This window comes from uncultured Thiothrix sp., assembly GCF_937876535.1.
Lineage (GTDB): Bacteria > Pseudomonadota > Gammaproteobacteria > Thiotrichales > Thiotrichaceae > Thiolinea.
In genome coordinates this window covers 1-14,466 of the sequence record NZ_CALFHZ010000015.1, presented here as the reverse complement: position 1 = coordinate 14,466, position 14,466 = coordinate 1, and the positions used below count along the sequence as shown (strand labels likewise).

The window sequence follows — 14,466 nt, the reverse complement described above, 5'->3', positions numbered from 1 at the left end:
ATAGTAATAAATAGTTTTTGAGGTTTTTTATTGTACATGGTTAAGCCCTGAGTTGAGGATCCGAGTGTCAATGCACTGGGCATAGAAGTATCTAGAAAATAAAGCAAATACCCTGTCAAACGAACTCATGTAAAGCATACCATAAGTTTATTCGATAAATGTACAAAATAAGGCGACTAATTAGTAAGTTACCGTTCAGTTTTGCAGGAAGGAGATAGAGCAGCGTGATGGAGTCGATAATTGATTTAAAAGGAGAAATGTCCCTTTTAACTGTGCTTGTTCTACACTCAACTGATATGCACGCAATTAGTGCGGCCTTGGAGGCTAAACGTCAACAAGCGAGCCATTTTCTGGAGCGCAGCCCGATTATCATTGATTGTCAGCTTTTGGGTGAGACAGGGCTTGAGCTTGATTTCCTTCAGCTTAAACTCCAAGTCAGCAAGTTTGGGTTGGTGCCAGTTGGTTTACGCAATTTATGGGAAGAAGCTGAGGCTAAAGCAATCGCAGCGGATTGGGCACTATTACGCCCTAGCAAGCAACAGACTATTCCTAATACACCACCTGTTACGGAAGTTAATTTAACACCAGAGCAACCGGAAGCTATACAGCGCCTGTTAGTCTTAGATCGACCAGTGCGTTCGGGGCAGCAAGTCTATTGTCCCTATGGAGATATTGTGGTGCTTCAACACACTAGCGCAGGTTCAGAATTACTTGCAGGTGGCTCGGTGCATGTGTATGGAGCTTTACGTGGGCGGGTATTAGCGGGGGTACAAGGGGATACACAGGCAAGGATCTTTTGTGAGCGCTTAGAAGCAGAATTAATTGCAATTGCAGGACGCTACCGTTTACTAGACGAGATTGAGTCTAATCTTAAAGGGCAGTCCGTGATGATCTATTTAGATCAAGAGAAGTTGAAAATAGTGCCGATTTGATTGGCATTGCTTGGGTTTAGCTTTATAGTCCGGCTGTGCCGCGAGGCTGTTGAATCAAGGAGTAAGAAATTGAGCAGGATTGTTGTCGTAACTTCTGGCAAAGGTGGAGTCGGCAAGACGACTACTAGCGCCGCATTCGCAACGGGACTTGCATTGAAGGGTTACAAAACAGCGGTAATCGATTTCGACGTGGGTTTACGTAATCTTGATTTGATTATGGGCTGTGAACGGCGTGTAGTCTATGACTTTATTAATGTGATTAGCGGCGAAGCTAATATCAAGCAAGCTCTGATTAAAGATAAGCGTAGTGATAATTTATTCATTCTGCCAGCTTCCCAGACCCGCGATAAAGACGCTCTGACTCAAGAGGGTGTCGAGAAAGTTTTAAAAGATTTAGCTGAAGATGGCTTTGATTTTATTATCTGTGACTCACCGGCTGGGATTGAACGCGGTGCTGCTTTAGCCATGCATTTTGCGGACGATGCGATTATTGTTACTAACCCTGAAGTTTCTTCAGTCCGTGACTCTGATCGGATTTTGGGTCTCTTGCAAAGCCGCACCTTAAAAGCAGAGCGTGGTGAAAGTATTCGTGAGCATTTACTGATTACCCGTTATTCACCTACCCGTGTAGCGAGTGGCGATATGCTGGCGATGGAGGATATTTTAGAGATTTTGGCAGTGCCTTTGATTGGGGTTATTCCAGAGTCCGGTTCTGTTTTACAAGCCTCGAATAGTGGTGTGCCAGTGATTTTGGACAAAGAGAGTACTGCGGGTCAGGCTTATGACGATTTCGTTAGACGTTTTTTAGGCGAAACTGTGCCACATCGTTTCCTCGAAGTTGAGAAAAAAGGACTTTTCAGACGACTGTTCGGAGGCTAAGCACTTATGGGTATCTTTGATTATTTTCGCACCCCCAAGCCTAAAACGGCTCAAGTGGCCAAAGAGCGTTTGCAGATTTTAATTGCACATGAGCGCATTGATCGCAATGGCCCTGATTTTTTGCCACAGCTACGCAATGATATTATGAATGTTATTCGCAAGTATGTGCCCATTGACGAAAAGGATGTGAATGTACGTCTTGAGCACGTCAATGATTGTGAAGTTCTAGAGTTAAATATCGCTTTACCTGATCGCAGCTCTCAATAGCTGCGATTGACTCACTTGTCGGCTAGTGGTTTTTAGCCTGTTCACCTTGAATAAAATCAATGACATCTTGAGCGATAATTGCCCCAGATTCCACGCCTTTCAGTTCTCCTTTAGGATTATAGATAATTAAAGCAGGTGTCCCCATTAAAGCTTGCTCACCTTGTTCAATTAAGAAATTATCTAATTCAAGCGTACTGCTCATTAAGGTCGGAAAGTTAATCTTGTGTTTCTTAATAAAGCCTTGAGCTAGCTGCCGCCCTGCGATTTGCCCACTATCTCCATCAAGTGAAATCCCGTACAAATCAGCTTGAGGATAGCGCGCTTTAAAATCTTTCATATAAAACACGCCATCGGGACAATAGGGGCAATCAGATGCCCAGACTTCAAACACTGTCCATTTGCCTTTACCCACCTGTTCGGCAAGCTGTACCGATTGGCCTTGTAAATCAGTAAAAGCCTGTAGGTTGGCGCTTAGGCTCAATAGTCCGATGCAACTGAGAGCAGTAATCTGTTTAGTTAAAGCCTTAAGCATGATTGCTCTCAAGATCTCTGTTCTTTCTTAATAAATGCCACTAACTCATCCGCTGTCACAGGGCCAGGTTGCACTGCAATCAATTTACCTTGTGGATTAAAAACCAACATAGTGGGGGTTCCGTATAAGCTTTCTCCAGCCGCTTTGTTTAAATAAGCATTCATCTCGCTTAAATCACTGAGCAAATTAGGAAAATCTAAGTTGTACTGCTTTACAAAAGCTTGTGCTTCGGCTTTGCCGTCTTGACCATCAATAGAAATTCCATAAACAGCGGCGTCTGGGAAGCTGACTTCAAAATCACTCAAATAATGAATAGTTTGGCGGCAGACATGACAATCAGAAGCCCAGATTTTCATCACTGTCCATTTGCCTTTGCCGACAATATTTTCTAGCTTGACAAGTTGACCTTGCAGATCAGTCATGGCAGTGGCGGGCGTGGTGATTAGCAGCCAAGTACCCAGAAGTGTGATAATACTTAGCATTTGAGTGGCGAGCCGTTTGTTCATGCACAATACCTATCTTAAAGTTCACAAATCACTAATACGTAGCCAGTTGCTGACTGGATGCATGCGTTTAGTCCTTAGGGTGAGTTTATGACCAGTTCTGCGTCCAGCCTAGGACAGTTAGTGGATGCCAATATACTCTTGATCGTAGCGCTGTGCATGTTTCTACTGGGGATCGGCGTGGCTTTTCTGATTTATAATCGTCCCTTGCAGCAAGCGCGCCAAGAAGTTGAGCGCCTCAAACTTCAGTTGCAATCAGAAGAGCAACTGCACGAAGAACGTTTACGCATGCTCGAAGATGCTCAAGATAAGCTCCACAATACTTTTGCAGCGGCATCACAACGTGCTTTGCGGGAAAATAATCAACAATTCTTGCAACTCGCGCAAGAAAGTATGCGCCGTTTTCAATCGGAATCCCAAGCAGATTTAGAGCAGCGTAAACAGTCGATTCACTATTTGCTTGAACCGATTCGTTCTGCTTTAGAAAAAACCGAGCAGCAAATCCAAACTATTGAAAAAGAACGCCATGCTTCCTTTGGTGCTTTGGGGGAGCAACTGCGTAATTTGAGCTTAGATCAACTAGCCTTGCGTCAGGAGGCCAATAAATTATCCTCAGCCCTGCGCAATCCGGGGATGCGGGGGGAATGGGGTGAGTTAACCTTAAAGCGTATCGTTGAAATGGCAGGGATGGTGGAGTATTGCGATTTTATGGAACAAGTGCAGCGCAGTAACGAAGAGCGCACCATTCGCCCTGATATGATTATTCGTATGCCAGATAAGCGTGAGCTGGTGATTGATGCGAAAACCCCGATGGATGCTTATATGGATGCGGCGCAAACTGAGAGTGATCAAGATCGTGTGCAACATTTACAACGCTATGCGCGGCATGTGCGTGATCATGTGCGGCTGTTATCGGCTAAGCGCTATTGGGAGCAATTTGATGGCGCACCTGATTTTGTGGTGCTATTTATGCCCGGTGAACAATTCTTAGGCGCCGCGCTTGAACATGACAAAACCTTAATGAACGATGCGTTGGAAGCTAAAGTTATACTCTCTACACCTGCTACACTCATGGCTTTGCTGCGAGCAGTAGCGTTTGGCTGGCAACAAGCAGTATTAACCGAAAATGCTACACGAATTCGTGATGTGGGGATGGAACTCCACAAGCGTTTATCGATTCTAAGCAGCCATGCTGAACGTTTAGGCAAAAACTTAGAGGCTAGTGTCGATAGTTATAATCGCTTCTTAGGGTCGATGGAGCGGAGCGTCATGCCGAGTGCAAAGCGCTTATCGGAATTGGGAATTGAATCAGGACGAACTTTGCCTGAGCTTGTCCCTTTAGAAACCAGTCCTCGCACCCCGATGCAAGCAGCCTTAGAGTTAACTGAGGACTTACTAGACCAGCATTAAAGCCTTATGTACTAATAAAGACGGTCAGCAGTGCTTAGTTATTTGAATTTGAGTGATCTATTATCTTTTAACCTCAGTAGGAAACTACCTTGAAACCCGTAAAAGCACGTGCTTATACCTCCTTATTTTTGATTGTTGGCTTACTCCTGCTGACGAGTCTGTTGATTTTGCTATTCAAAGAGGTGCTCACCCCCTTTTTCTACTCTAAGCAACTAGGGACTTTGGGTATTATTCTGAATTTAGCCATTGTAGCGCTGTTCCTAATGGGCTTAACGAGAATGATGGTGCTCTTTGTCAGCTATGCGCATGAGGAAGAGGAGTTAGAGCGTTTCATTGCTCGGGTCAAAGACAATGCCGCGAATCCACTGCATAAATTAGATAGTAAAACCTTGATCGTCCAACGGGTGAATGCACTTCAAGTCCTCTATGATCAAGATGCAGAAATTAATCAAGGTTCTTTAGCGGCGATTGTGGCAGCGGGTGAGTCAGCCCGCTTTACCTTAGTTCGGTTTGTGCACAATATTTTAATTATTTCTGGGGTATTTGGAACCGTAGTTTCGCTCTCAGTGGCACTGTTCAATGCCGAAGGTTTGCTGAATACGCCGGATGACTTACAGAAAATGGGTGCGATTTTAGGTGGGATGTCGACTGCCTTAAAAACCACCATTACAGCCATTTTGTGCTATGCCGCTTTCTCTTATTTTCATTTACGTTTACAGGATATTCGCACTCAATTGCTGGCCAATTTGGAACAAACTACGACTTTATATGTGATGCCGCATTTCCGTACCACGGAAGTTAGTATCCTGAATGATGTGTCTGTTTTAACCACTGAATTACGCCAAGCGGCTGAGGCAGTGACTAAAATTCAAGATCGCTTTTTACAGGCAGGTGATCGTTTGCAATTAGCGGTGGATGATTTACAAGGGCAAATCAGTACGATTGGGCAGGCTTTAGCGCGCACGGTGGAAACAAATAGTGAAGATTTGCGCGTGATCCGTGAATCAATTCGCGAGGGTTTCCGCTTGGATGAGCGCCCCAGTACACCAAGTCTGCCCAAAACTTCTTTGATTAGTCGTTAGGTGAGTTATGCATCAGCAGAATAATACGCTCTTGCAAATTCAGGATGCCCACGAGGAGAACTTCTGGCCCTCGTTTAGCGATGTGATGATGGTCATATTAATGACTTTTTTGCTGGTGACGGTGGCAGTGCTGTTGTCGAATACGCGCTTATTGCAAGATTTGCGCTCGAATATCGCGGCTAAAGATCAGGCACGCCAAGAGGTCGTTAGTACTTTAAGAGAAAACGCTACTTTAGAGGAACAGCTGGATTATTATCGCCGCCAACTGAGTTCAACCGAAACTGAACTCATGCGTAGCGAAGCTTTGGTAGAAAAAACCCGTACTGAGCTAAAAGAGGTAAAAACTTTAGCAGCGACTCAAGCCAGCAATTTGGCCGCACGCACCACTGAATTGCAAGCGGTGCAAACCAATTTAACCACCGCTAATGCTACTAGTGAGCGCCTACAAACTGAGTTGACGCAGACTAAACAGGCGCAAGAAACTGAAACAACTCAACTACGCAATGAGCTCAAACAAGTTCAAGATAATTTGTCTAAGTCACAAGCTGAGAATGTCGAAAAAGAAAGCACTTTAACCAACTTACGCACGCAGATGGAAGAAAACCGCAAAGAACTAGAGAGTTTAGAGGGTGAGTATTCGCAACTGGATCAAAAATACCAAAAACTGCTTAAGCCTTCGCGCTCTAGCAAAGGTAAAAAAGTAGTAGAAGTGATGTATACCAGTGCAGGCTACAGTATTCGTAAGCCGGGTGACGCAAACTATCAAACGGTTGGCTTAAGCCAGTTGAATAGCGCTTTAAGTGATTTAAAGCTCAATCATGGCAATGATTTGTATGTGAAAATCGTGATTCCGTCGAATAGTGGCTTGTCCTATAACCAAGCTTGGGCATTCACCCGCGATACGTTGGCGAAATACGATTATTACTATCAGGAAGATAAAAGCGTACCTGCACCCGCCGCTGAGGAAGAATAGTTAGTGGTAGGATTTACAGGATGCAGCCTCACAATCGGAGGCTGCAACACTTAGGAAGGACTTAGAGATCAGGGTTCGCTTTGATTTTGTGAATCGACAAGTCAGCACCGTTATATTCTTCTTCCTGGGTCAAACGTAAGCCGACGGTTTTCTTCAACACTCCATAAACTGCAAAGCCTGCAGCAGTGGCAATCACAATGCCTAATAAAGTTCCTGCGAGTTGGCTCATAAAACTGACACCACCTATACCGCCGAAGGTTTCTAAGCCAAAAATACCAGCAGCAATACCGCCCCAAGCCCCACATAAACCGTGTAAAGGCCAAACCCCTAGTACATCATCAATCCGCCATTTATTTTGTGCTGCGGTAAAAGCAAAAACGAAGATGGCTGCAGCCACTACCCCAACGAAGAGTGCGCCTAAAGGATGCATAATATCGGAGCCAGCACAGACAGCCACTAAGCCTGCTAAGGGGCCATTGTGGACGAAACCAGGGTCATTTTTACCTAAGACAATGGCTGCTAAAATTCCACCGACCATGGCCATTAAGGAGTTGATAGCCACTAAACCACTAATCCCTTGCACAGCTTGCGCTGACATCACATTAAAACCAAACCAGCCCACGGTTAAAGTCCAAGCACCTAAGGCTAAAAAAGGAATATTAGACGGTGGATGAGCTGACATGGGCTTGCCTTGTTTATTATACCGGCCATAACGTGCGCCTAATAACACCACAGCCCCTAACGCAATCCATCCACCCATTGCATGTACCACGACGGAGCCTGCAAAATCATGGAATTTAGCGCCAAACATGGACTCAAACGCTGCTTGGATTCCAAAGTTACCGTTCCACGCAATGCCTTCAAAGAAGGGATAAACCAAAGCCACTAAGATGAAAGTTGCAGCCAGTTGTGGATGGAATTTGGCGCGTTCAGCAATCCCTCCTGAAATAATTGCGGGAATTGCCGCTGCAAATGTTAATAAGAAGAAGAACTTAACTAAGCCAAAACCATTATTGGTAGCCAGTTCATGCGCACTATGAAAAAAGCCAGTCTGGTAGGCGACAAAATAACCAATGAAGAAGTAAGCAATCGTTGACATGGCAAAGTCAGCGATAATCTTGACTAAGGCATTGACTTGGTTTTTATGCCGAACCGTACCAACTTCCAAAAATGCAAAGCCTGCATGCATGGCTAAGACCATGACAGCACCAATTAATACAAAGAGCGTATCTAGAGCGGGAACTAACTGCTCCATGCGAAATAACCTCTTAAGCTAGATGCGGAAATTGCCCTCATCTTATGCAGCGTAGTGGTCTTGACTAGTAGCCTAACGCACAAAGATAGGGATTTTTCGAAAAAAATTAAATTTTCCGTCAAGGCTAGAGAAATATTGAATTATTTTGGTGCTTAAATATTGAAATGCACTTTTTTAGAATTGTTTTCGCATTGTTTAAGTGCTTCGTTAAAAGGTGGCATTTATCTGAGTAAAGGGACGCATTTTTAGGTATAAAGTGCCTATAATGTACAGGTTGAGTGTCACCTCCGCATAGGTATGAAATATGGATATAGCTACTCCCACTGCGCGTCGCTCGCTACGCGAACCTATTGCTGCGTTAGCGCTATTTATTGGCGGCCTAGCATGGATTGCAGCTTTTTGGTTTCCGAGCTTTTACACCAGTCAAGGCCCAGTTGAGGGCTATTGGGTTTTTGCTACCGGTTGGATGGGGTTTGCGATTTTTCAATTCGCTTGGTATGCAAACTTACTCATGTTGCTGGGTATTATTCTCATGTATAGCTCACCTTTATGGGGTTCCAGCTTGGCTGGTTTTGCTGTCTTAGTAGCGACACAGGCATTTTGGTTTAATTCTATTCCTACTGGCGAAGTTGATTTACCGATTTTGCAATTGGGGCAGGGGTTTTGGTGTTGGTATGGCAGCATTGTACTGCTTGGCCTTGGGGTATTTTTAGGTTCAGAGCAAACTGAAGCTGAAAAGAATCAAACGACTAAAAGTAACCATCTAACTGCTACTGAACCACAGTTTAAAAAAACTCTGCCGCAAACTACTGCTAGTACCACTACTGTGTTAACTCCAGTGTTAGCTAGTAAGCCTATTCAACTGACAGCGAGTGAGGAAGTTTATGATGCAGTAATTAAGCAGCCTGAATTAATCGTCGATCCCGTGGTTGCTAGTGTAGTAGAGCAGGAGTTAACTCCTGTGAGTGCAGTTGTAACTGAGTCTGAACCAGAACCTATTCCAGCTCCGCCTTTTGCGGTAGTGCCTGAGCCAGAATTACCCAATTTTGCAGAGCTTACTGCAGCGAATGAGCAAGAGTACTTCCAGTTAGCAGATGAGGTGGCGCTCAAGCCAGTTTATACCGAGCGTTTAGCCGAAGATTGGCCGCCAAAAATGAGTTTAGTAGTCAGTCCAGATCCTTTTACTACTGAGCGTTATTTGGATACAGAGTTATTAGATGCGGTAGAGCAAGCTAATGCGACGGTTAAGCCCAAGCTTGAAGAAGCATCAATGCCTGCACCTATTACTGTTCCCCCTCAACAAGCAGCGGCAGGATTTTTCGATCCTTGGCGAACTTAATCACTAACTGATCCTGCCTGAGTTTAAAGACAGGATCAGTTTCTAAAGCAAGCTTAAACAGTACAAGATTTAGCTTGTGCTTCCTTACGTAAATCAGCAGCTACTTTAAATAGCTCTTGTGCTTTACCTTGTTGCTGATTACGTGCCTGACTCGTGGCTTGACTCTCTAACACTTTAATTTTCAACGCTAAAGTATTGCAGGACTGATTGCTTGTAGTTGAAGGGGCGGTCACTCGCACAGGCGTTTGTACCAGTGGTGTGCTAATGCGAGTACTCGTAGTAGACGAGGCTGGTGTACGGCGCAGAGCCGCGAGGCGTTGTTGATCAGCTAAACTTTGTGCCCGTTGTTGTTCAATCAGACGCTGATTAACCCCAGCCTGAGCAGGTGCAGGTATGGCTGGACGAGCAATCACTGTTGGAACTGGGGTTTGTGGGCGAGTCACAACAGGTGCTGGTGTAGCAACAGGGCGCGGTTGTTGTAGATTAGTAGGACGGGTGCTGCCTGCAGGTACTGGGCGAGTAGTAGCGACCGGTGCTACGGGTGCAGGTCCTGGTGTCATACTGCGATAGCAATAATAAGAAATGCTGCAGTTTTCTGCATAAACAGGGCTAGCTAACAAAGCGCTGACTAAAGCAGTCAGGCCAAGCGAGGTTTGGAAACGCATGTCAGATTCCTTGCGGTTGGGGTTCGTAGGGTTTTTGACGCTATAAATTGGCAGAAGTTTAACAGATAGAGCGGCATTATGCCTGCTCGAACAAGCTACAGAGTAGATTTTATGCAGGTTATAGGCTGCTAGGCCTGAAGCAAGCCTTGATAGCAGCCAATTTAATTAATGGTGGTGATGACCGCCTGGTCCATGAGCATGGCCGTGACTGAGTTCATCTTTAGTCGCAGCTCGTACATCTAACACAGTGACTTTGAAGTTCAAAGTTTCGCCTGCTAAAGGATGATTGCCATCAATGGTAATGGTATCGCCTTCAACGGCAGTGATCACAATTGTTTGCATACCGGCATTAGTCTGCGCATGAAATTGTGCGCCGGGAACAATATGTTCTTCATCGGCACCCGCAAACATAGAACGTGGCACTTGTTGCTTTAAGGCTTCATCTTTTAGGCCATAGGCATCTTCAGGTGGAATAGTAACATCCAACTGATCGCCTTTTTGTTTGCCTGCTAAGGCATTTTCTAAGCCCGGAATAATGCTATGAGCGCCATGCAGATACACAAAAGGATGTTGTGCATCGGCTTGGTCAAGGGTTTCCCCTTGAGTATTGGTTAACACATAAGCCAAGCTGGCCACGGTATTCGGAGCAATTTGCATGCAAGTTTCCTTTAGGGTTAGCAGCGACTGTCAGGGTGGTCGCGGCGATGATTCAGGTAGCGATTACTACCATCCGGGCTAGTTTTAAAGCGCCGGTGTGTCCACAGATACTGTTCAGGGAACTCGCGTACCTGTTGCTCGATCATCTGATTGATACGAGCGGTGTCAGTATGAACGGATTCACTCGGAAAGTCTTCTAAAGCGGGCAAAAAACGTAGTAGGTAACCATCTTCTTTGCGTACTGTAAAGAAAGGTACTACTTTAGCGCGGCCTAAGGATGCCAGACGATTGGTTGCCGTATTGGTAGCTGCCTCCACCCCAAAAAATGGAATAAATAAGCTACTTTTCTGGTCAAAATGTTGATCTTGTGCATACCAAACCGGAAAGCCCAGTTTCAAACTTTGGATCATAGTCCGGATTTGATCACGGGAAATGGCTTGACCGTAGCGTTTAGAGCGAATTTTAGCAACTTGCTGTTCAATAACCGGATTTTGATGCGGGCGATAGACCACGTGCAATGGTAAATAGGGTGCAAGTAAGCGCCCACCAAGTTCTAAACTGGTGAAATGCGCACTTAAGAGAATCACTCCACCTTGTTGATGCGCATTTTTTAGATGCTCCAAGCCTTCTAAAAAGGCCAATTTGGATAGGCGTTGTTCATTCCCCCACCAGCTCATGGCGGTTTCAAATAAACCTTGTCCTATTGAAATGAAATGCTGCCGACTTAACTCAGTGCGTTCCTCAAAACTTAATTCAGGAAACGCTAACTCTAAATTCACACAGCAAATATAACGGCGGCGCTTTAGAATCTTAAAGAGAAGTAAACCCAGATGCTTACCTAGCCACATTTGCAGCCGCCACGGTAGTTGTACGAGCAGCCATAAACAACCTAAGCCTAACCAAGTTGGCCAGTATCGAGGAGATAGAAGTTTGTATTGATTTACTTTGTTTTGCGCCATACCAGAAATAAGGTCGGTTAGATTTTTGGCTATCTTAAAGAGATTAGGCAAATTTGCCAGAGTCTAAATTAAGGCTGAGTAGTTGGCGCTTTCCCTAAAACGACCATGATCATACTTAAAAGGGTATTTTAGACTCAGGTTTAATGGTTTCTTATAGTCAACTAAGCTGCTATAATAACTGCCTTTTTACCAACCTTAACTACTCTGGAGCTTTGGACGATGTCTCTGAATGCAGAACAGAAAGCGGCAATCGTAGCTGATTATCGCCAGTCAGACACTGACACCGGGTCGCCGGAAGTGCAAGTTGCGCTGTTAACAGCCAACATTAAGCATTTAACCGAGCACTTTGCGACCCACAAGAAAGACCACCACTCACGTCGTGGTATGTTGAAAATGGTTAATCAACGTCGCAAATTGCTGGATTACCTCAAAGGTAAAGACCTAGCGCGCTATCAAACACTGATTGAACGCTTAGGCTTGCGTCGCTAAGCAGATGCACCGAAAACACCGCAGGATTGCGGTGTTTTTGTTTGCGCCACTCTGAACTTGTACTCTCGTTGTCGTCATGCAGGAAGGTTGTTTAAAGCTGTTTTGCCGCAGAATAACTTTAAACAGCCTGCCCGTGACAGTTCGTAATACCTTAATTTAAAAACAATAGGCTGAATAATATTTATGGCAAAAGTGACTAAAACTTTCCAATATGGTCAACACACCGTTCGTATCGAAACTGGCGAAATAGCTCGCCAAGCTAGCACTGCAGTCATCATCAGTATGGATGAAACTGTGTTGTTGGTGACTGCTGTAGCAGAAAGACAAGCTCGTGAAGGCCGCGATTTCTTCCCACTTACCGTTAATTACCAAGAAAAATTCTACGCCGCAGGCCGTATTCCCGGTGGTTTCTTCAAGCGTGAGGCTCGTCCAACTGAAGAAGAAACGTTAATCGCACGTTTAATCGACCGTCCGATTCGCCCACTGTTCCCTGAAGGCTTCACTAATGAAGTCCAAGTGGTTGCCACGGTTATTTCTTTAAATCCAAATGTTTCTCCTGATATTCCTGCCATGTTAGGTGCATCAGCCGCCTTAAAAATCTGTGGTATTCCTTTCCAAGGGCCAATCGGTGCGGCGCGAGTTGGTTATGTAAATAATCAGTATGTACTGAATCCATCACCGGCTGAATTAGAAAATTCGGCTTTAGATTTGGTGGTTGCTGGTACAAATGATGCTGTACTTATGGTTGAGTCTGAAGCCAAGTTGCTCAGCGAAGAGGTTATGCTTGGTGCAGTGGTTTATGGCCACGAGCAAATGCAAGTCGCGATTAATGCGATTAATGAAATGGCTGCGGAAGTTGGTAATCCGGCTTGGGTTTGGTCAGCTCCAGCAGCCAATCAAGCTTTGGTACAAGGTTTAGCGGCTAATGCCGAAGCAGCCTTAGTTGATGCCTTCCAAATTGCGGATAAACAAGAACGTTATGCACGTGTTGATGCAATCCTCACCGCAGCTAAAGAAAGCTTACTTCCCAAAGAAGAGGGTGCAACTGGCCCAAGCGAAGAAGAGCTGCGTGTTGAGTTCAAGAACCTAGAAAAGAAAGTAGTCCGTGGGCGAATTTTAGAAGGCAAGCCACGGATTGATGGACGTGATCTACAAACTGTGCGTCCAATTACTGTACGAGTTGGTGTTTTACCACGTACTCACGGTTCTGCTTTATTTACGCGTGGCGAAACTCAAGCCCTAGTTGTGGCTACCTTAGGCACTGAACGTGATGCACAAGTGATTGATGCGATTGCGGGTGAATACAAAGATTCTTTCATGTTCCACTACAATTTCCCTCCGTACAGCGTGGGTGAAGTAGGCATGATTGGTTCACCGAAGCGCCGGGAAATTGGTCATGGTCGTTTAGCCAAACGGGGTGTGAAAGCGACAATTCCAGCAATGGAAGATTTTCCTTATGTGATTCGCTGCGTCTCTGAAATTACCGAATCGAATGGTTCAAGCTCAATGGCGAGCGTTTGTGGTAGCTCTTTAGCGCTGATGGATGCGGGTGTGCCTGTTTCTGAACCAGTCGCAGGTATTGCGATGGGTTTGATTAAAGAAGGTGATCGCTTCGCAGTTCTGACCGACATCCTGGGTGATGAAGATCATTTAGGCGATATGGATTTCAAAGTAGCGGGTTCACGCAACGGAATTACTGCGCTACAAATGGATATCAAAATCAATGGTATCACCCGTGAAATCATGGAGCGTGCTTTAGAGCAAGCCAAAGCAGGGCGCTTATTCATCCTTGGCGAAATGGAAAAAGTCATTTCTGAGCCGCGTGGTGAATTGTCTGATTATGCGCCTCGCTATGTCACTTTAAAGATCAATCCCGAAAAGATTCGTGAAGTCATCGGCAAAGGTGGTGAAACAATTCGTGGCATTACTGAAGCTTCGGGTGCGACGATTGATATTAGCGATGATGGCTTTATTAAAATTGCTGCTGTCGATGCTGCTGCTGCCCATAAAGCTAAAGGTATGATCGAAGCCATCACGGCTGAGGTTGAGTTGAATAAAGTTTATGAAGGTAAAGTTGCGCGCATTATGGACTTCGGTGCTTTCGTGACTATTCTGCCAGGCAAAGATGGCTTATTGCATATTTCACAAATCAGCCAAGAGCGCGTAGAAAAGGTTACAGACTTCGTCAATGTGGGCGATGTGGTGAAAGTCAAAGTGATTGAGATCGATCGTCAAGGTCGTATGCGTTTGAGCATGAAAGACGCGGTCTAAATCTTAGCCAGCATAAAAAATAAAAGCCCCAATTTGGGGCTTTTATCATGGTTGGGCTTAAATACTTAAGTATTGCGAGTCACTTGGTCAGTTGCATCTTTGGCTTTATCCGCTAAATCACTAGCAGCTTCTTTGGTCGCATCAACTGCGTCCGCAGCCAGGTCTTTGGCGCTTTCGGTAGCAGCAGCGGCAGAGTCGGCTAAATCACTAGCAGCTTCTTTGGTCGCATCAACTGCGTCCGCAGCCAGGTCTT

Annotated in this window: 15 protein-coding genes and 1 pseudogene; 9 read left to right on the top strand and 7 right to left on the bottom strand. The window is 45.1% G+C overall.

Annotated elements, in window-relative coordinates; all coding sequences use genetic code 11:
* The first annotated feature begins 227 nt into the window (after positions 1–227).
* From minC to minE, 3 genes are all read left to right on the top strand, one after another.
* On the top strand, positions 228–932 hold the full coding sequence (minC, locus tag Q0230_RS08285; protein ID WP_298609499.1) for a septum site-determining protein MinC: 705 nt from the start codon (positions 228–230) through the stop codon (positions 930–932).
* Between the two features lie 69 nt (positions 933–1,001).
* Positions 1,002–1,811, top strand: a complete 810-nt coding sequence (gene minD / locus Q0230_RS08280; RefSeq protein WP_298609437.1) for a septum site-determining protein MinD — start codon at positions 1,002–1,004, stop codon at positions 1,809–1,811.
* A 6-nt stretch (positions 1,812–1,817) separates the two neighbouring features.
* Positions 1,818–2,078, top strand: a complete 261-nt coding sequence (gene minE / locus Q0230_RS08275; protein WP_298609436.1) for a cell division topological specificity factor MinE — start codon at positions 1,818–1,820, stop codon at positions 2,076–2,078.
* A 22-nt stretch (positions 2,079–2,100) separates the two neighbouring features.
* Here the strand turns inward: minE and Q0230_RS08270 are convergent, their stop codons facing one another.
* Positions 2,101–2,610 (bottom strand): TlpA disulfide reductase family protein, encoded by a 510-nt coding sequence (locus Q0230_RS08270; protein WP_298609435.1) that lies wholly within the window; start codon positions 2,608–2,610, stop codon positions 2,101–2,103.
* Between the two features lie 8 nt (positions 2,611–2,618).
* A complete protein-coding gene (locus Q0230_RS08265; protein ID WP_298609434.1) occupies positions 2,619–3,116 on the bottom strand; it encodes a TlpA disulfide reductase family protein in 498 nt (165 codons plus the stop codon).
* A gap of 87 nt (positions 3,117–3,203) precedes the next feature.
* On the opposite strand from Q0230_RS08265, the gene Q0230_RS08260 reads away from it, so the two are divergent.
* The 3 genes from Q0230_RS08260 to Q0230_RS08250 all read left to right on the top strand — a co-directional run bounded on the left by Q0230_RS08260 (position 3,204) and on the right by Q0230_RS08250 (position 6,578).
* On the top strand, positions 3,204–4,523 hold the full coding sequence (locus Q0230_RS08260; protein WP_298609433.1) for a DNA recombination protein RmuC: 1,320 nt from the start codon (positions 3,204–3,206) through the stop codon (positions 4,521–4,523).
* A gap of 89 nt (positions 4,524–4,612) precedes the next feature.
* The gene (locus Q0230_RS08255) at positions 4,613–5,605 is read left to right on the top strand and encodes a hypothetical protein (protein WP_298609432.1); all 993 of its coding nucleotides are present in this window, start codon (positions 4,613–4,615) and stop codon (positions 5,603–5,605) included.
* A 7-nt stretch (positions 5,606–5,612) separates the two neighbouring features.
* Entirely contained in the window at positions 5,613–6,578 is a 966-nt protein-coding gene (locus Q0230_RS08250; protein ID WP_298609431.1) for a hypothetical protein, read from the top strand.
* Positions 6,579–6,639: 61 nt separating this feature from the next.
* On the opposite strand, the gene Q0230_RS08245 is transcribed toward Q0230_RS08250, so the two are convergent.
* Positions 6,640–7,833, bottom strand: coding sequence for an ammonium transporter (locus Q0230_RS08245; protein ID WP_298609430.1), 1,194 nt, complete (start codon positions 7,831–7,833; stop codon positions 6,640–6,642).
* Positions 7,834–8,137: 304 nt separating this feature from the next.
* On the opposite strand from Q0230_RS08245, the gene Q0230_RS08240 reads away from it, so the two are divergent.
* A complete protein-coding gene (locus Q0230_RS08240; protein WP_298609429.1) occupies positions 8,138–9,172 on the top strand; it encodes a hypothetical protein in 1,035 nt (344 codons plus the stop codon).
* Between the two features lie 53 nt (positions 9,173–9,225).
* Here Q0230_RS08240 and Q0230_RS08235 read toward each other — a convergent pair whose 3' ends face one another.
* The 3 genes from Q0230_RS08235 to lpxL all read right to left on the bottom strand — a co-directional run bounded on the left by Q0230_RS08235 (position 9,226) and on the right by lpxL (position 11,453).
* Entirely contained in the window at positions 9,226–9,837 is a 612-nt protein-coding gene (locus Q0230_RS08235) for a hypothetical protein (RefSeq protein ID WP_298609428.1), read from the bottom strand.
* A 165-nt stretch (positions 9,838–10,002) separates the two neighbouring features.
* A complete protein-coding gene (locus tag Q0230_RS08230; protein ID WP_298609427.1) occupies positions 10,003–10,494 on the bottom strand; it encodes a peptidylprolyl isomerase in 492 nt (163 codons plus the stop codon).
* 17 nt (positions 10,495–10,511) lie between these two features.
* Positions 10,512–11,453 (bottom strand): LpxL/LpxP family Kdo(2)-lipid IV(A) lauroyl/palmitoleoyl acyltransferase, encoded by a 942-nt coding sequence (gene lpxL, locus Q0230_RS08225; protein ID WP_298609426.1) that lies wholly within the window; start codon positions 11,451–11,453, stop codon positions 10,512–10,514.
* A gap of 219 nt (positions 11,454–11,672) precedes the next feature.
* On the opposite strand from lpxL, the gene rpsO reads away from it, so the two are divergent.
* Complete coding sequence (gene rpsO / locus Q0230_RS08220) at positions 11,673–11,942, top strand: 30S ribosomal protein S15 (RefSeq protein ID WP_298609425.1); 270 nt, start codon at positions 11,673–11,675, stop codon at positions 11,940–11,942.
* 183 nt (positions 11,943–12,125) lie between these two features.
* A complete protein-coding gene (gene pnp, locus Q0230_RS08215; RefSeq protein ID WP_298609424.1) occupies positions 12,126–14,213 on the top strand; it encodes a polyribonucleotide nucleotidyltransferase in 2,088 nt (695 codons plus the stop codon).
* A 65-nt stretch (positions 14,214–14,278) separates the two neighbouring features.
* Here the strand turns inward: pnp and Q0230_RS08210 are convergent.
* Positions 14,279–14,466: pseudogene (locus Q0230_RS08210) on the bottom strand (hypothetical protein); the annotation flags it as partial.